The organism is Caballeronia sp. LZ043 (assembly GCF_031451075.1).
In the GTDB taxonomy this organism is placed as follows: Bacteria; Pseudomonadota; Gammaproteobacteria; order Burkholderiales; family Burkholderiaceae; genus Caballeronia.
On the sequence record NZ_JARUXT010000012.1, the window covers coordinates 38,354 to 55,926 of the forward strand.

Genomic DNA, 17,573 nt, shown 5'->3' on the forward strand with positions numbered 1-17,573 from the left:
CTCGTTTTGAATAATTTTTGACCAGCGTTCCGGTTTTTTCCGGAACAGTCCCGCATCCTAACGTCCCGGACGCCATTCCGGTGGACAGCGGCTGCCTTGGAAGCCGAACAGAGGCTAATCGGACACGACCCGGCCGGCTTCGACAGCCTTCACGAACTGTTCCGGCGCCATGGGCCGTCCCAGCAGAAAGCCCTGCAACATATCGCAGCCCAGCTGGCTCAGGAAGGCCTGCTGCTCCTCCGTTTCGACGCCCTCCGCAACGACTCGCAGATTGAGAGTCCGCCCCAGCGCGACTATCGCCGCCACGATGGCCGCGTCCTCGGTATCGCGCCTCAGATCGCGAATGAAGCCCCGGTCGATTTTCAGTTCATGGGCAGGCAGCCGCTTCAGATAAAGAAGACTGGAATAACCCGTTCCGAAATCATCGATAGCAATCCGCACGCCTGTCTCGCGCAACTGTTTCAGCACGCTCAGGCTGACTTCGACGTCGTGCATCGCGGTGGATTCGGTGATCTCCAGAATCAGGTGACGCGGTTCGAGCCGATGCTGAACGAGCGCCTGGCGCACGACCTGCACGAGACTCGTGTGGACGAACTGCGTGGCCGACAGATTCACGGCGACGCTCCAGTCCGTGTGCCCCGCCTCGACCCAGATGCGCATCTGACGGCAGGCCTCGTTGAGAGCCCATTCGCCGATGGGCACCATCAGCCCGCTCTTCTCGGCAATCGGGAGAAACTCGTCCGGCGCCATCAGGCCCCGCGACGGATGCTTCCAGCGCAGCAGCGCTTCCGCCCCCACCACGGGACCGCTCCGCGCTTCGAATTTAGGCTGATAGTGCAGGATCAGTTCGCCGCCCGACAGCGCCATGCGCAGCTCACGCGCCAGCTGCATGTGCTCGTAGGCGTCGGCGTGCATGGACGGCTCGAAGAAGCAGTAGTTGTTGCGGCCCATGGCCTTGGCGCGGTACATCGCCGTATCGGCGCTCGACAACAGCTCGCTCTGGGTCCGGCCATGCTCGGGATAACAGGCAATGCCGATACTCGTCGACACTTGGATTTCATGCTCGCCCGCCGAGTACGGTTCTTCAACGATGCGGATCAGCGTGGCCGCGATGTTCGCGACGTCCGCAGGCCGGGTGACGTCGCACAACAGGACGAACTCGTCGCCGCCCACACGGGCGAAGGTGTCGTTCTCGCGCATGCTGGCGCCGATGCGTCGCGAGACGTCGATCAGCAAGCGGTCTCCCACCTGGTGCCCGAATGCGTCGTTGACGGCCTTGAAGCCATCGAGGTCGAGGAACATCAGCGTGAAGTGCCGCCCCTGCTGGATGAGCTGGTTCAGGCGGTCATCGAGCAGGACGCGGTTGGGCAGCCGGGTCAGGCTGTCATGCAGGGCGAGATGAATCAGCTCCTTGTTGGCTTCCGCGAGCGACCGGGACAGCGCGGCGGTACGCAGTTCGAGCCTGAGCTCCAGCACCGATACGATCAGCGCGATGCTCAGCACCGCCACGGTCACGACGATGACGATCGCTGCCAGCCATGACGTGTTCGTCCCGTGACGCGCCGCCTCGCATATGCTGCCCAGCGGAAAATGCGCGGCCGCCATGCCGGTGTAATGCATGCCGACGATGGCCGACCCCATCAGCAGCGATGCGCCGCCGCGAAACAGGAACACCCCGGCCGCCCTGCCGCGGATATGGAAGGCCGTCCACAAGGCCGCGCCCGACGCCGCAACGGCGATGACAATGGACAGCGCCACCAGGCTCCAGTCGTAGTCGATGACCGGGTTCATCTGCATCGCGGCCATGCCCGTGTAGTGCATGCCGGCGATGGCGGGCCCCATGAGCAGTGAGCCGAGCATCAGCCGGCGCCACGGCAGCGCGTACTGGCTGACGAGCCATAACGCAAAGGTGGATGCCGCGATGGCGATCAGCAGCGACAGGAAGGTGATGGCCGGGTCATAGCCGACGGGGATGGGCAGATCGAAGGCGAGCATGCCGACGAAGTGCATCGACCAGATGCCGAGCCCCATTGCACAACCGCCGCCGACGAGCCAGAAGAGGCCGGCCAGCCCTTTGGCCGATGCCACACGGCCGGCCATGTCGAGCGCGGTATAGGAAGCCAGGATCGCTACGAACAGCGAACAGACGACGAGGAGCGGATTATAGGAAGTGGCGAGCATGTATTCCGGATTGCTTTTTTTAGCAACGTTTGTGTGTTGCTGGTGTTCCAAGAATGAACAGCTTCAACCTCGTGCGTATCTGCTTCCGAAACAGATGCACGCGACATTCTGAACCGAACGTGCGCAACTGTCACAGCATTTTCGTGCACTCAAAAAGCCCTTGATGAAACGGTCTGACCGTCTGTTTCCGAATAAAGCTTCATGCAGGTTCCATGCCAATTGTCTTACCAGAAACGTATGCCGCGTAACCCATGCGCAACGGGTGTCACGCGGTCCGTTACGTTACATGCACACAGTGTTACGTCCATTCGTCCCGTGCGTACGTATTGCATTAATGACCCAGGATGTTATCGATGGAACTTGCGAAAGGAAGTGGGATCAGGCTCTGGGGCCGCTGCATTAGCGTGCGCAACGGAAAGGACGAGTGGTTCAAAAAGACATTCCGCCTTACCGGTGTATTACTCGGCATGACGATTGCACATTGGTCGCGCCAGTCACGACGTATGGATGGAGAACGAAATCATGGAAAGCGGAAGCGTGGGTTACAGCTATCTCGGGATTCCCGAGCGTCTGGCCGGCGTGCTGTGGGCTACCGTGCGCGAGATGCAGATGAGTCTGGCGGGCCGGGAGGATTCCTCATGGGCGCAATTGACCAGTGCTTCGCTCAGCCGGTGTGTATTGCACTTTGCCTGTCTCTACCGGGAACACGGCAGCCGCGACCCGCGACCCGAGGTAGCCTGCTCCGAAGTCTTCCACCTGTTCTCCGAGCAATTGCTCTCCGATACGACCGCCGCCGAATGGCGCGTGCCCGATCATCTCGTTCCTGTCGTGGCTGGGGCGATCGCCGCCTGCGGTGAACTCGTCGTCGATCGCATGAACCGCGTCGTGTGAAGACGCAGCATCCTCCTTTCACGCACTGCCATGGAGCTGTTGCAGAAGGTCCAGGAACAGATCGAGCGCGCGCGTGCGGGGCCGCGAGATCTCGGTGATGGCGCTGATGGTGTTTTCGTACACGGGCACGCCCGGCACCTTGACGAGCGCCTGCCGCTTCGCAAACGAAGCCGCATAGAACTGCGGCAGCAAGCCGACATAGTGGCCTGACAGCACGAGCATCGCGACCGCCTCCAGACCCGAAGCCGACGGCCCGCGCGCCATGCCGAGCGTATTGAGCATCTCGTGCACGAAGGGTTGCGACCGATACACCAGCGGCAGCGCCGCGGCATCACGGAGACTGCGGCGCGCCACATAAAGCTGCTGGCGCTCGATGAAGAGCGGCAAGTAGTGAAAGCCGGCCTCGCGCCGGTACATTCCGCGAATCGCCACCTGCACGCGACGCTCGCGCAACGCGAGATCGAGCTCATTGAAGGTCATCACGCGCAGTTCCACGCTCACGTCCGGCGCAAGTTCCTTGAGCGAGGCCAGTGCTTCCGGCAGATGACAGCCTTCGTCGCTGACGATGTGCTCGACCATGCCGATGGCGAGCGTTCCGGACAACACGCCGCGCACCGCATCGATTTCCGGACGGATGCGCGCGAGCGACATCAGCGCATCGCGTGCGAGTTCGAGCGCCACCTTGCCCGCGTGCGTCAACACGAAGCCTGACGGCCCGCGTTCGCACAGCCGCGCCCCGAGTGTTTCCTCGACCTCGCGGATATGCCGGCTGATCGACGCCTTCGACATGTTGAGCTGCTTCTCGGCGGCGGCAAAACCATTCGCCTGCGCGACCGAGCAGAAGATGCGCAGCGACCGGAGGTCACGCTCGCTGAAGTCGGGGCGCTTCACGACGGAATGTTTGACGGGGGGTCGTTCGGACATGGCAGCGAAGAAAAAAGCTTCGAAAAAGGTTACGTTTTTCGGAACCATACCGATAAAAAAATCATTTTTCACTCACTTTATGGCGACATACATTTCGGCTGCCTCGTCCCCGAGCGTCCCTCAAGCCGTCCCCTCAAGCGGAGAAAGCAATGAAAACCTGGTCCAGACGATCTTTTGTGAAAGCGACGCTTGCGTCGGGCGCCGCGCTGGCGCTGCCGACCATCGCGCACGCCGAAGGCGGCACGCTCGCCGATATCAAGAAGCGCGGCAAGCTCGTGGTGGGTACCGAGGCGGCGTACGAGCCGTTCGAATTCGTCGAGAACGGCCAGATCGTCGGCTATGGGCATGACGTGCTGGAACTGATGGCGGCGAAACTCGGCGTCAAGCTCGAACAAATGAACCTGCCGTTTCAGGGTCTGCTGCCGGGCCTGATGTCGCACAAGTTCGACTTCGTGGCGACCAGCGTCGGCATCACGCCGGAGCGCGCGAAGCGTTTCGCGTTCAGCGAGCCGGTCGGCGTCGTGCGTTCGGTGCTGATGGTGCGCGCGGACGACAAGAGCATCAACCGCGACCTCGACATCGGCGGCAAGATCATCGGCACGCAGATGGGTTCGTCGTCGCAGCCGGTGGCCACCGAGTTCGAGAAGGAACTGAAGGACAAGACTGGCAAGGGCTATGCGGACACCAAGCTGTTCCAGGCCTATCCGGATGTATCGAACGCGCTGGCGAACAAGACCGTCGATGTCGCGCTGATGCCGTCGAACATCGCCGCCGTGCAGATGAAGCGCCAGCCGAACGCGTTCCGCATCGCCGGCACCATCGGCCAGCCGAAGCTGCTCGCGTGGGTGGCGAATCCGAACGATCTCGAGATCCGCAAATTCATCAACGATTCGCTCGAATCTTTCCGGAACGACGGCAAGCTCGCCGCGCTCCAGACCAAATGGTTTGGCGCCGCGATGGACACGCCACGCAGCGACTATCTGCCGGCCGGCGCGATCTGACGCCATGTTCGACTGGATCGACCCGGGCGGCGTGATCGCGCCCTTCCTCGACGGCGTCGTGTCAGGGACGGCGCTCACGCTGGGCGCATCGGCATGCGCCTTCGTGATCGGGCTCGCACTCGGCATCGTGCTGCTGCTCGCGCGCATTTCGCCATTCGCGCCGCTGCGCTCGCTGGTCGTGCTGTGGGTCAGCCTGATTCGCGGCACGCCCGCGCTGATCCACATGCTGATCGCGTACTACATGGTGCCCGCGCTGCTCGACATCTCGATCTCGCCGGTCACGGCGGGGATTGCCGCGCTCGCCTGCAACACCAGCGCGTATATCGTCGAGATCCTGCGCGGCGCGCTCGGCACGATCTCCTGGGGTCAGCGCGCCGCAGGCTATGCGGTGGGCATGCGCACCGCGCAGGTCTGGCGTCATGTGCTGCTGCCGCAAGTGATCTATCGATCGATTCCGCCGCTCACCAGCGAGTTCACGATCCTGCTCAAGGCGTCCTCGCTGATGTCGATCATCGCCGTGCCCGAGCTCGCGACCGTCGCACGCAACGCGACGTTGCAGACCGACTTGCCGCTGCAGGTTTTCGCAATCACGGCCGCCGTTTATTTCGTGATCCTGTTCCTGATTTCCGCTGCTTCGCGACTGTGCGAACGCCGCGTCGCGAGGATGCTTCCCCATGGCCATTGATTTCTCGATCGTCCGTGAAGCGATTCCCCCGCTGCTCCAAGGATTGCGCATCACCGCGCTGGTCAGCGTGACCGGCATTCCGCTGGGTATCGTGCTTGGCATCGTGGCGGCCTATGCGGCGCAGTCGCGCACCGTGCTGCGGCCCGTGGCGCTCGCCTATGTCGAGCTGGTGCGCAACATTCCGTACCTGATCCTCGTGTACCTGGCGTTCTTCGGCCTGCCGAAACTGGGCGTGCCCGCCTCGGCGATGACGGTGGCGATCGGCTGCACGGTGTTCTACACGGGCGGCTACTTCTGCGAGATCCTGCGCGCCGCGTTGCGTTCCGTGCCGCGCGGCCAGACCTTCGCGTCGCTGTCGCTCGGCATGACGTTCTGGCAGGCGCAGCGGCACATCATCGCGCCGCAGCTGTTCGGTTTCATCACGCCGCCCACCACGAGCCTCGTCATCATGATGTTCAAGGACTCCGCCATCTTCTCCGTGATGAGCCTGCCGGAGATGACGTACCAGAGCAACCTGCTCACCGCGAACACGTTCGCCTATGTCGAAGTGCTCGGCACGACGGCCTTGATGTACTGGATCTGCAGCGTTCTGCTGGCGGGCGCCGGCCGGCGCCTGGAGACCGTGATCGGCCGCCGCACGCGTCATGTCTGACGCGCCTTCCCCTCACTCTGGAGACACCCCATGACCCAATACACTGTCGCGCCGCGCGTCGGCCATCCCACGCTGCTGTACTCGGAACTCGATCTCGACATCGACAACCTCAAGGCCGACATCGCCGTGCTCGGCATGCCGTATGGCGCGCCCTATGACGCATCGGACTTCAGCAACGACCAGACCAACGCGCCCTCGGCGATCCGCCAGGCAACGGACCGCGTCGTGCGCAAGCCCTATCACTACGACTTCGATATCGACGGTCCGCTGCTGCAAGGCCGTACCGATGTGCGCTTCGTCGATTGCGGCGACATCATTCCCGACCTGACGAAGCCTGGCGAACACTATGCGCGTGCCGAAGCGGCGGTGCGCCGCATCGCGGCGGGCGGCGCGATGCCCATCGTGCTCGGCGGCGATCACGGCATCACCACGCCGGTGCTGCGCGGTCTCGACCAGAAAGGCCCGATCACGCTGGTGCATATCGATGCCCACCTCGACTGGCGCGACGATGTCAACGGCGTGCGCGAAGGCCTCTCCAGCCCGATTCGCCGCGCCTCCGAAATGGCGCACGTCGACCGCATCATCCAGATCGGTCTGCGCGCGCAAGGCAGCGGACGCCCCGAGGAACTGGTCGCGGCGCGCGCGTACGGCTCGGACCTTGTGACGGCTTACGAACTGCATGACATCGGCATGGAGGCGGTGCTCGCCCGCATTCCCGACGGCGGCAACTACTACCTGACCATCGACGCCGATGGTCTCGATCCCTCGGTGATGCCGGCGGTGGCGGGACCGGCGCCGGGCGGCGTGACCTTCGTGCAGGCGCGCAAGTTGATTCATGGCTTGGTGAAGAAGGGTCGCGTGGTGGGGATGGACATTGTCGAGATCCAGCCGGAGAAGGACGACAAGAACCTGATCTCCTGCATCACGGCGGGCCGCCTGATTCTCAACCTGATCGGCGCGTCGATCCGCGCGGGGTATTTCGACAAATGACGACACCGGTCATCGAGATTCGCGGCATCGACAAATGGTACGGTGCGCATCACGTGCTCAAGCAGTGTTCGACGCACGTGAACAAGGGCGAGATCGTCGTGGTCTGCGGGCCTTCGGGTTCCGGAAAATCGACGCTCATCAAGACCGTGAATGCGCTGGAGCCGTTCCAGAAAGGCGACATTCTCGTCGACGGCACCTCGCTCGCCGCGAAGTCGACCAACCTGCCGAAGCTGCGCAGCCGCGTCGGCATGGTGTTCCAGCACTTCGAGCTGTTTCCGCATCTCGACTTGACGCGCAACCTGACGCTTGCGCAGCGCATCGTGCTCGGCCGCGACGAGACGAGCGCGCGTGCAAAGGCGCGTGAACTGCTCGATCGCGTCGGGCTCTCGGCGCATGCGCACAAGTATCCGGGGCAGTTGTCGGGCGGCCAGCAGCAGCGCGTCGCCATCGCGCGTGCGCTCTCGATGGACCCCATGGCGATGCTGTTCGACGAACCGACTTCCGCGCTTGATCCCGAGATGGTGAACGAGGTGCTCGACGTGATGGTGGAGCTTGCGCGCGAAGGCATGACCATGATGGTGGTGACGCACGAGATGGGCTTCGCGCGGCGCGTCGCACATCGCGTCGTGTTCATGGAGGACGGCGCGATCATCGAGGACAGCCCCACCGATGCGTTTTTCCAGGACGCGGCCAGTCCCGCGGTGAAACGCTTTCTTTCGAAAATTCTTCAGCACTGATTCCACTTTTTTTTCGATACGACATGACCACGCATACCCGCATCCGCAAGTTCAATACGCGCGAAACCTATCCGGAACAGAAGCTCGATAACGACCTGTGCCAGGCCGTGATCGCCGGCAACACGATCTATCTGCGCGGCCAGATCGGCCAGGATCTCGACACGCGCGAGTCGGTGGGCATCGGCGACGTCACCGCGCAGACTGAAAAGGCGATGGCGAACGTCAAGATGCTGCTCGACGAATGCGGCAGCAAGCTCGAAGACATCTGCAAGGTGACGGTCTATATCATCGATCCGCGCTATCGCGAGGCCGTCTATAACGTGATGGGCCGCTGGCTCAAGGGCGTGTTTCCGGTTTCCACCGGCATCGTCGTGCAGGCGCTCGCGCGGCCCGAGTGGCTGGTCGAGATCGACGTGACCGCGGTGAAGCCGGCATGACGCCCGGCCGCAGCGCCGAGTTGCTGAAGGCGCTGATCGCCTTCCCGACGATCTCGCGCACGCCCAATCTCACGCTGATCGAGCATGTCGCAGGACTGCTCGGCGCGGCGGGAATCGCATGCACGCTCGTCAGAAACGATGCGGGCACCTGCGCCAACCTGTTCGCGAGCACCGGGCCGGCGCATGTGCCCGGCGTGATGCTCTCGGGTCATACCGATGTCGTGCCGGTCGAAGGCCAGCCGTGGACCGTGCCGCCCTTCGAGGCGACGGTGCGCGACGGACGCCTGTACGGACGCGGCTCGGCCGACATGAAAGGCTTCGTTGCGTGCGCGGTCGTCGCGATGCTCGATGCCTCGGCACGCACGCTGAGGAAGCCGTTGCAGCTCGCGCTGTCGTATGACGAGGAAATCGGCTGCGTGGGCGTGCGGCGGCTGATCGACGTGCTGGAAAGCGCGCCGGTGCGGCCCGAGCTGTGCGTGGTCGGCGAGCCGACGATGATGCAGATCGCCACCGGCCACAAGGGCAAGGCCGCGTACCGCGCGGTCTGTTGCGGCGAGGAAGGGCATTCTGCCCTCGCACCGAAGTACACGAACGCGATCCACGTCGCCACCGACTGGATCACGGCCATGCGCGCGGCGCAGCAGCAGCTCGCGGAACACGGCGTACAGGACGACGGTTACGACGTGCCTTATTCGACGATTCACGTCGGCACGATTCACGGCGGCCGTGCGCTGAATATCGTGCCGAACGAGTGCACGCTCGACTTCGAGATCCGCACGCTGGCGGCGGATCGTGCGGAAGCGATTCTCGACGGCATCCGGGCGCGCGCTGCAGCGGACGGCAGCGCGACGCTGCCGGAGATCGAGGAAGTGAATGCTTATCCCGGTCTCGAGACGCACGTTACAAGCGACGCGGTGCGCTTTCTCGAAGCGCTGTTGCCGCCAGGAACGGATACGCGCAAGGTCGCGTTCGGTACGGAAGGCGGGTTGTTCTCGGCGCGGCTCTCGGTGCCGGCGCTGGTGTGCGGTCCCGGCGATATCGCTGTCGCGCACAAGCCGGATGAGTTTGTCGAGCTGGCGCAGCTGGATGCGTGCGATGAGTTTCTGGCGCGGTTGGTGGGGAGTTTAGCCTAGGGAGGGACTCTGCCCTGACACTTCCAATCAGTGTGTCCCAAAGCGACCGTCCAGTTTCGGACCATTCTGGTAGACAGTCAGTGACACGCTCGCGGACATTAGTGCCTTCACCGCACGCGTCCCGTACACATTGTTCGCTTGTGTTCCTTGTTCGTGTGCTCCACAGCCATGAACGGAACGAGGAACACGAACAGCATGCAGGGCCTGTCCCGCACCCTGACCGTCAGCGGCCCCGCGCTGCCCATCCTGCCTGCGGGTGAACCGGCGCTGCTGATGAAGTCTTGTTCCGCCTGAATTCATACGTTACATCGCGACCACCGGGCTCCGTTGTATTGAAGACCGAGCCTGGAACCCATCATGTCTATCTTGATAGCGTTCGATTTGAGTTCGACAACGGAAAACTCATCAGTGTCGAATAGTTCGCGTTTGGACGACTGATATCAAGATATATACTCGGAGCGGCTTCCGAGCCAGCATGGCAATGATGAGTGGAGCGGCGTCAAAACTACCCTCATGTGCAAGCCTCATCCCATGGGTATCGTGGAAGTCAATGCATTGAAAGCAATACTTTATGAGCAACCCGGAACGTCCGCGCCCCTCCCCCATGCACTCCACCCCCATCGCCACCCTAGGCACCTCCACCACCCACGGCGGCATGGTGACCTCCGCCACATCCGGCCTCATCGTCAGCACCCGCCCTGTCGCACGCGCAGGCGACAGCGTCAGTTGCCCGCTGCATGGCCCCGGCGTCATCATCGACGGCGCTCACAGCGTAGTCGATGGCCGTCCGCTTGCCCGTCACGGCAGCAGCACCTCATGCGGCGCGAGCCTCATCGTGACAAGCAGCGGTCCCTCCGTGTAACGTCGTGCCAATGTCAACGCGGCCCGCCCCGCCGCAGCCGAATCCCACATCGCCATCACAGAACTCCAACAACCCATGAACTTCAGATCCCTCCAATGCTTCGTCATTCTCGCCGAGGAACTGAACTTCAGCCGTGCCGCGGAGCGCCTGCACATCGCACAGCCCGCCCTGAGCCAGCAGATCCGCCTGCTGGAAGAGCGCCTCGGCACGCAACTCGTCGACCGCGCGCGACGGCCGCTGCGGCTCACCGAAGCCGGCCACTACCTGTGCACCGAAGCGCGGCAGATACTCGGCTCATGGGAACAGGCGAGCCTCGGCGCACAGGAGATCGGCGTCGGACGGCGCGGCTGGCTCTCGATCGGCTTCACGCGCTCCGCGATGTACAGCATCCTCCCGCCCGCGCTCAAAGCCTTTCATCACGCTTACCCTGAAGTCGAACTCAAGCTCTTCGAAATGCTGACCGAGGAGCAAACCGATGCCTTGCGCGACCTGCGCATCCACGTCGGCATCGGACGGCAGCCGCTCGATATCCCGGGCTGCACCTCCTACACACTGCTGCGCGAGCATGTAGTGGCCGTGCTTTCGCCCGATCATCCGCTGGCTGCACGAAAGAAAGTGCGCATCGCCGAACTCGCCGATACCCCGCTCATCGTCTATCCAAAACATCAGAACGCGCAGTTCAAGCACACGGTGCAGTCCTTGTATCGCGATGCAGGCGTGACGCCGTTCATCGCGCATCAGGCCTATGAGATCCAGACCGCGATCGCACTCGTCGCAGCAGGGCTCGGCGTGACTTTCGTCGGTGAATCCGTGGCGCGGCACGGACGCGCGGACGTCGTGTTCCGCCCGCTCGCGGGCCCCGGCGCATCGCTCTGGTCGACACTGGCCGCCACCTTCCGCGGCGAAGACGATTCGGCACATCTGCACGCCTTCCTGCGCTGCCTTCCGCCGTCCCTTGACTCTCCCGCACTATAAGCAGAAGCTTATAGAAGCATAAGCAACGCGTCTTGGACGCGCGCCGTCGCGCTTCTTATCATCGATCCAACGTACAGGCTGGCGTGCTGTACGCGTCAGCCAGCCCGATTGCAAGAACGGCGCAGGCTGTTTGTAAAGCGGGGCCGCAGAGCCTCGCGATCCGATGAAGAACGTGGAGACGGCATGACCCCTTTCAACGAAGCGGCGACGATGCGAAAAGTCTACGGGCGGCTCATGCCCTTGCTCTTCGCCATGATGTTCTTCAACTATCTCGACCGCATCAACATCGGCTTCGCCGCGCTCGACATGAACAAGGCGCTCGGCTTCAGCCCGGCCGTGTTCGGCTTCGCGGGCAGCATCTTCTTCGTCGGCTACATGGTGCTCGAAGTGCCGAGCAACCTGTTGCTACATCGCGTCGGCGCGCGCCGCTGGATTGCGCGCATCCTGCTGACGTGGGGCGCCGTCGCCGCGGCCACTGCCTTCGTCTTCGACGACAAGAGCTTCTACGTGCTGCGTTTCACGCTCGGCGTGATGGAAGCGGGCTTCCTGCCGGGCGTCGCGGTCTATCTGACCAAGTGGTTCCCGGTGCGCTACCGGGCCCGCGCGGTGGGCGGCTACATCATCGCGGGATCGTTCTCGGCCGTGCTCGGTGGCCCCATCTCGACCATGCTCATGACCTACGCGAACGGCGTGCTGGGTCTGCAAGGATGGCAATGGATGTTCATCCTCGAAGGCATTCCCGCGATGCTGCTCGGCCTGCTCACGCTGCGCATCATGACGGAGCGGCCCGCTGAAGCCGACTGGCTGAGCGACGACGAAAAGCAGTGGCTCGAAACCACGCTCGCCGCCGAACGCGAAGCCGTGGGCGGCGCCAAGCACTTCCCGTTGTTGCGTGTCGCGGGCGACATCCGCGTATGGAGCCTCGCCTGCCTGTTCGGCTGCGCACTGGTCGGCATCTATGGACTGTTCCTGTGGCTGCCGCAGATCGTCAAGAGTCTCGGCCATCTGAGCAACATCGAAGTCGGCTTTCTCTCGGCCGCGCCGCCGCTGCTGGGCGTGCTCGGCACCTTCATCATCAGCCGCAGTTCCGACCGCACCGGCGACCGCAAGAAGCATCTCGCCTTCGTCTATGGCATGAGCGCCGTGGCCATCGCGGGCAGCGCCTATGCGCCGAATCCCGTCATCGCCTATGTGCTGCTGTGCGTGACAGGGCTCTTCATCTACGCAGGCAATCCGCTGTTCTGGAGTCTCGCGTCGTCGTTCCGGACCGGCGCGGCAGGCGCGGCCACCATCGCGCTCATCAACACGATCGCGCAGTTCGGCGGGCTGGTCGGGCCGTGGAGCATCGGCCTCGTGCGCAACGCAACCGGCAACTTCAAGCTCGCGTTGCTGACCATCGCGGCGTTTCTCGTCGCGGCCACCGTGATCGCGCTGGTCATGCGCGTCAAGCCCGCCGACGACGAAGCCTCCTCCCTGCCCGCCGGCGACCCCGCCGCACGCACCTGAATTCGCACTCAACGCAACGGACCTTACGCATGATCATCGATTGCCATGGCCACTACACGACCTCGCCCCCGCAGCATGAAGCATGGCGCGCGAAACAGATTGCCGCGCTGAAGGACGGTCATACGCCGCCCCCGCTGCTCAGCGTCTCCGATGACGAGATTCGCGCGAGCATCGAAGGCGGGCAGTTGCGCATCCAGCGCGAACGCGGCACCGATCTCACCCTCTTCTCGCCGCGCGCCGCCGGCATGGGTCATCACCTCGCCACAGCCGAAGCCAATGCCGTCTGGTCCGGCGCATGCAACGATCTCGTGCATCGCGTGGTGGAGTTGTTTCCGCGTAACTTCGTCGGCGTGTGCCAGTTGCCGCAGGCTCCCGGTGTCGCGCCGGACAACTGCATCGCCGAATTGCGGCGCTGCGTGCAAGAACTGGGCTTCATCGGCTGCAATCTGAATCCGGATCCATCGGGCGGTCATTGGTCCGGGCTGCCGCTCACGGACCGGTCCTGGTATCCGCTCTATGAAGCGATGGTCGAACTCGACGTGCCGGCCATGATCCACGTCTCGTCGTCGTGCAACCCGAACTTTCATGCAACGGGCGCGCATTACATCAACGGCGATACGTCCGCGTTCATGCAGTTGCTGAGCGGCGATCTGTTCGCCGACTTCCCGACGCTCAAGTTCATCATTCCGCATGGCGGCGGCGCAGTGCCTTATCACTGGGGCCGCTATCGCGGACTCGCGCAGGACATGAAGCGGCCGCTGCTCACCGAGTATCTGCTCAACAACGTGTTCTTCGATACCTGCGTCTATCACCAGCCGGGCGCCGAGCTGCTCGCCAAGGTGATCCCGGCGAAGAACATCCTGTTTGCATCGGAGACGATCGGCGCGGTGCAGGGCATCGATCCCGAGACCGGCCATCATTACGACGATACGCGCCGCTATATCGACGCCATCGAATGGCTCGCGGATGCCGACCGTCAGCGCATCTACGAAGACAACGCGCGGGCCGTGTATGGACGCCTCAACGCGCAGCTCGACCGACAACAACAATCCACCGAAGGAGCAACGTCATGAATCCGGCTGGCTGGCGTGAACATGAATCGGCGGTACAGGCGAGCCCCGCGACGCTCGCTGCGTTGCGCGAACTCGCGGTCTCGCTTCTGAGCGACAACATGGCCCGCGTGAGCGGCACGACCGGGCTGCGTCCCTATCATCGTCCGCGGCCGATGGCCGGCACCGCGGTCACGGTGCGCACACGCGGCGGCGACAATCTCGCGATTCATCGCGCGTTCGATTACTGCCGCCCCGGCGACGTGCTCGTGATCGATGGCGCAGGCGAACTCACGCAAGCGCTGATGGGCGACATCATGGCGAGCTATGCGGCAAGCCTCGGCGTGCAGGGCCTCGTGATCGATGGCGCGATCCGCGACGTCGGCGCGCTGAGCCAGCGTGATTTTCCGGTGTATGCGCGCGGCGTCACGCATCGCGGACCCTACAAGAACGGACCGGGCGAGATCAACGTGCCGGTGACCGTGGGCGGCATGGTGGTGCATCCGGGCGATATCGTCGTCGGCGACGAGGACGGCGTGCTGGCCATTGCACCGGTCGATGTCGAAGCCGTCATCGAAGGCGCGCGCAAGCAGGCAGCGAAGGAAGCGGCACAGCTCGAAGCCATCGCGCAAGGACGCTTCGATCGCACCTGGGTCGCGGCACAACGTGACCGGATGATCAACGGCTGAGGGCTTGCCGAACTCACGCCCGCGCGCGCATGATGACGCGTTCGCCTCTCCGACTTCACGCGTCATGCCCGACACCCTGGACACTGCAGCACTCATCGAACTCGCACGACACGCCGAGGCCGGCAATCCCGGCCCCTGCACCTGCACGAAAACCCCGCTCGACGGCTGGCAGTCGCAACCGCTTTCTCTCGACGAAACGCAGCTCCGCGAGATCGGCACCTTGTGGCCGCAAGACGATCCGGAGCCCACGTTCGCCGAGTATCTGCCCAACAAGATCCAGTACTGGTCAGCGGACGCGCCCATCGCGCCGCGCTACTTCCCGTACAACCGTTGCGGCGTGTGGGAGTGCTCGGTCTGCGGGCGTCTCTATCTGCGTTACACGGAAGGCGGCGGCTACTTCGTGGATCGCCGCATTCGCGCATTGCGTCTCGCACTGATCGAAGACGTGCCGCTGTAGGCGGTCACGGCAAAGGCGCCATCGGGCTGCGCCGGAAAGACTATGATGGATCGATGCGCGGCACGGCGCAACGATCACGGCTCCGCCACGCGCATGCGATGTCCACCCTTACGGAGACTCTCGTATGTCAAGCCAACCCTACTATGCGCCGCATGGCGGCCATCCGGCGCAGACCGAACTCCTGACCGACCGTGCGATGTTCACCGAAGCCTATGCCGTCATTCCGAAAGGCGTGATGCGCGACATCGTCACCAGTTATCTGCCGTTCTGGGACAAGACCCGTCTGTGGGTCCTGGCACGCCCGTTGACGGGATTCGCCGAGACGTTCTCGCAATACATCATGGAAGTCGCGCCCGGTGGCGGCAGCGAGCAGCCCGAGCAGGACCCCGATGCCGAAGGCGTGTTGTTCATCGTGGAAGGCGAGATCGAACTGACATTGCAAGGCGCCCTGCATGTGCTCAAGCCCGGCGGCTATGCGTTCATTCCACCGGGCGTGTCCTGGCAGATGCGCAATCGTCATCAGGATGCCGCGCGCTTTCACTGGCTGCGCAAGCACTATGAAGCCGTCGACGGCGTGCCGCTTCCCGACGCCTTCGTGACCAATGAGCTGGACATCGAGCCCATTCCAATGCCCGGCACCGAAGGGCGCTGGGTGACGACGCGCTTCGTCGATCCCGAAGACATTTGTCACGACATGCACGTGAACATCGTCACGTTCCAGCCCGGCGGCGTGATTCCGTTCGCGGAAACGCACGTGATGGAACACGGGCTATATGTGCTCGAAGGCAAGGCGGTGTATCGGCTGAATCAGGACTGGGTCGAGGTCGAGGCCGGCGACTTCATGTGGCTGCGCGCCTTCTGTCCGCAAGCATGCTACGCAGGCGGACCAGGGCGCTTCCGCTATCTCTTGTACAAGGACGTCAACCGCCACGTGAAGCTCACGCTCGGCGCGCGGCGTTGATAAGGCTTCATCACGCGACGAGTGCTCCGTCGCGCGCGACGATGCGCCCGTTCGCCATGACGAGCTTGCGCTTCGGCCGCGCGACGACCGCCTGTGCGACGGACTTTGCATCGACGAGCACGAGATCCGCGCGCGCGCCGACGCGCAAGCCATAGTCCGTAAAACCGCAGCCGCGTGCTCCGGCCACGCTGACGGTATCGAACGCAAGCTGCAGATCGTCGTCGCGACGCAGGTCGTAGCGCATGCCGATCAGCATCGCGCGTTCGAGCATGTCGGGCACGCCGTAGGGCGTCCAGGTATCGCGTATGCCGTCGTTGCCGCCGAATATCGTGATGCCTTTGTCTGTGCATGTCTTCAAGGGCGGCACGGTGACTGACGGCGGCGCGCTCGTCATCAACGCCACGCGCAAGTGCGCGATGCGATCGAGCAAGCTGTCGCGTTCACGTTCTGGCAATGCGCCCAGACAGAAGCCATGGCTGATGACGACTTGCCCTTGCATGCCCGTCGCCTCGACGCGCTCCAGCAGCAGCCGCAGCGTGAATGCGCCCACTTCGCCGGGTTCGTGCAGATGAATGTCGATGGGCTTGCCATGGCGTTGCGCGAGCGCGAATGTCGTGTTCAGCGAGGCCACCGGATCACGGTCGATCAAGGCGGGATCGAGTGCGCCGAGCACGTCCGCACCTTCGGCGAGCGCGCGGTCGAGCAGTTCGGCCGTGCCTGGACGGATCAGCATGCCCGACTGCGGAAACGCGACGATCTGCATGTCGAGCATCTCGCGCAGGGTTTCACGCGTGGCGAGCACGCCTTCGAGGTGACGCAGGCCCGCATCGGTATCGATGTCAACGTGCGTGCGCAAACGCGTGGTCCCGGCCTGCATGAATGCACGCGCCAGTGCCAGCGATTGGGTTTCGGCGCTATGTCCTGACGTGCTGCGCCACGCGCGTTCGTTGCTGATGCGGTCGGTCAGCAACGGGCCGACTTCGTTGCGATACCACGGCAGTCCCCAGTGGGTCTTGTCGAGATGCGTGTGGCCCTCGACGAAGCCCGGCAGCAGCAGCGCGTCGCCGCCGTCTTCGACGGGCACGCCGGGCGGCACGGCAAGCTCAGGGCCAAGCGCTGCGATACGCTTGTCTTCGATGGTGACGGACACGCGCTGGCCATCGGCCAGGCGAAGGTTGCTGAGATGGAGTGAGCGCGGCATGAACGCACCTGAGACGGTTGGCTTCGTATGCGGGAATAGTACCCTGCCGGACCGTGACCGCTTTTGGCACGCGCCAGACAAAAAGGCGCGGCCTTTTGAGGGGCCGCGCCTTTCGCGTTGTTCGATGCCTTGTCTTGCCTTAAACCGCCCGGCGCACCATCAATTCCTTGATCTTGCCGATCGCCTTGGTCGGGTTGAGCCCCTTCGGGCACACGTCGACGCAATTCATGATCGTATGGCAG

18 protein-coding genes and 1 pseudogene are annotated in these 17,573 nt (G+C 63.6%); 15 read left to right on the forward strand and 4 right to left on the reverse strand.

Features of this window, described 5'->3' with window-relative positions; all coding sequences use genetic code 11:
* Window positions 1-114: 114 nt before the first annotated feature.
* On the reverse strand, window positions 115-2,181 hold the full coding sequence (locus QCE64_RS35120) for an EAL domain-containing protein (protein ID WP_310008852.1): 2,067 nt from the start codon (window positions 2,179-2,181) through the stop codon (window positions 115-117).
* A 507-nt stretch (window positions 2,182-2,688) separates the two neighbouring features.
* Here QCE64_RS35120 and QCE64_RS35125 point away from each other — a divergent pair.
* A complete protein-coding gene (locus QCE64_RS35125; RefSeq protein ID WP_309927702.1) occupies window positions 2,689-3,072 on the forward strand; it encodes a hypothetical protein in 384 nt (127 codons plus the stop codon).
* A gap of 18 nt (window positions 3,073-3,090) precedes the next feature.
* Here QCE64_RS35125 and QCE64_RS35130 read toward each other — a convergent pair whose 3' ends face one another.
* Window positions 3,091-3,996 carry a LysR family transcriptional regulator gene (locus QCE64_RS35130; RefSeq protein ID WP_404987875.1) on the reverse strand — a complete coding sequence of 302 codons (906 nt, stop codon included), beginning with the start codon at window positions 3,994-3,996 and terminating at the stop codon, window positions 3,091-3,093.
* A gap of 149 nt (window positions 3,997-4,145) precedes the next feature.
* Here QCE64_RS35130 and QCE64_RS35135 point away from each other — a divergent pair, with 149 nt between their 5' ends.
* From QCE64_RS35135 to QCE64_RS35200, 14 genes are all read left to right on the forward strand, one after another.
* Window positions 4,146-4,997, forward strand: a complete 852-nt coding sequence (locus tag QCE64_RS35135; protein WP_309927708.1) for a transporter substrate-binding domain-containing protein — start codon at window positions 4,146-4,148, stop codon at window positions 4,995-4,997.
* 4 nt (window positions 4,998-5,001) lie between these two features.
* Window positions 5,002-5,682 carry an amino acid ABC transporter permease gene (locus QCE64_RS35140; protein ID WP_309935957.1) on the forward strand — a complete coding sequence of 227 codons (681 nt, stop codon included), beginning with the start codon at window positions 5,002-5,004 and terminating at the stop codon, window positions 5,680-5,682.
* Window positions 5,672-6,334: an amino acid ABC transporter permease gene (locus QCE64_RS35145; RefSeq protein ID WP_309927711.1), complete on the forward strand. Its 663-nt coding sequence runs from the start codon at window positions 5,672-5,674 to the stop codon at window positions 6,332-6,334. Before QCE64_RS35140 ends, QCE64_RS35145 begins: the two co-directional genes overlap by 11 nt.
* A gap of 30 nt (window positions 6,335-6,364) precedes the next feature.
* On the forward strand, window positions 6,365-7,324 hold the full coding sequence (locus QCE64_RS35150) for an agmatinase (protein WP_309821378.1): 960 nt from the start codon (window positions 6,365-6,367) through the stop codon (window positions 7,322-7,324).
* On the forward strand, window positions 7,321-8,061 hold the full coding sequence (locus tag QCE64_RS35155) for an amino acid ABC transporter ATP-binding protein (protein ID WP_309927713.1): 741 nt from the start codon (window positions 7,321-7,323) through the stop codon (window positions 8,059-8,061). Before QCE64_RS35150 ends, QCE64_RS35155 begins: the two co-directional genes overlap by 4 nt.
* 23 nt (window positions 8,062-8,084) lie before the next feature.
* Entirely contained in the window at window positions 8,085-8,498 is a 414-nt protein-coding gene (locus QCE64_RS35160; RefSeq protein ID WP_309821382.1) for a RidA family protein, read from the forward strand.
* A complete protein-coding gene (gene argE, locus QCE64_RS35165) occupies window positions 8,495-9,631 on the forward strand; it encodes an acetylornithine deacetylase (RefSeq protein WP_310008854.1) in 1,137 nt (378 codons plus the stop codon). Before QCE64_RS35160 ends, argE begins: the two co-directional genes overlap by 4 nt.
* Window positions 9,632-10,235: 604 nt before the next feature.
* Window positions 10,236-10,493, forward strand: a complete 258-nt coding sequence (locus tag QCE64_RS35170) for a PAAR domain-containing protein (protein ID WP_310008855.1) — start codon at window positions 10,236-10,238, stop codon at window positions 10,491-10,493.
* A gap of 75 nt (window positions 10,494-10,568) precedes the next feature.
* On the forward strand, window positions 10,569-11,468 hold the full coding sequence (locus QCE64_RS35175) for a LysR family transcriptional regulator (RefSeq protein ID WP_310008857.1): 900 nt from the start codon (window positions 10,569-10,571) through the stop codon (window positions 11,466-11,468).
* 183 nt (window positions 11,469-11,651) lie between these two features.
* A complete protein-coding gene (locus tag QCE64_RS35180) occupies window positions 11,652-12,974 on the forward strand; it encodes an MFS transporter (RefSeq protein WP_310008859.1) in 1,323 nt (440 codons plus the stop codon).
* Window positions 12,975-13,003: 29 nt separating this feature from the next.
* Window positions 13,004-14,047 (forward strand): amidohydrolase family protein, encoded by a 1,044-nt coding sequence (locus tag QCE64_RS35185; protein ID WP_310008861.1) that lies wholly within the window; start codon window positions 13,004-13,006, stop codon window positions 14,045-14,047.
* Window positions 14,044-14,712: an RraA family protein gene (locus tag QCE64_RS35190; RefSeq protein ID WP_310008863.1), complete on the forward strand. Its 669-nt coding sequence runs from the start codon at window positions 14,044-14,046 to the stop codon at window positions 14,710-14,712. Before QCE64_RS35185 ends, QCE64_RS35190 begins: the two co-directional genes overlap by 4 nt.
* Before the next feature lie 64 nt (window positions 14,713-14,776).
* On the forward strand, window positions 14,777-15,169 hold the full coding sequence (locus QCE64_RS35195) for a hypothetical protein (RefSeq protein WP_309927727.1): 393 nt from the start codon (window positions 14,777-14,779) through the stop codon (window positions 15,167-15,169).
* Between the two features lie 124 nt (window positions 15,170-15,293).
* Window positions 15,294-16,130 carry a bifunctional allantoicase/(S)-ureidoglycine aminohydrolase gene (locus QCE64_RS35200; protein WP_310008867.1) on the forward strand — a complete coding sequence of 279 codons (837 nt, stop codon included), beginning with the start codon at window positions 15,294-15,296 and terminating at the stop codon, window positions 16,128-16,130.
* A 10-nt stretch (window positions 16,131-16,140) separates the two neighbouring features.
* Here the strand turns inward: QCE64_RS35200 and QCE64_RS35205 are convergent, their stop codons facing one another.
* Together QCE64_RS35205 and sdhB are read right to left on the reverse strand one after the other, a co-directional pair.
* Entirely contained in the window at window positions 16,141-17,331 is a 1,191-nt protein-coding gene (locus QCE64_RS35205; protein ID WP_310008868.1) for an amidohydrolase family protein, read from the reverse strand.
* Window positions 17,332-17,470: 139 nt separating this feature from the next.
* A pseudogene (sdhB, locus tag QCE64_RS35210) lies at window positions 17,471-17,573 on the reverse strand (succinate dehydrogenase iron-sulfur subunit); the annotation flags it as partial.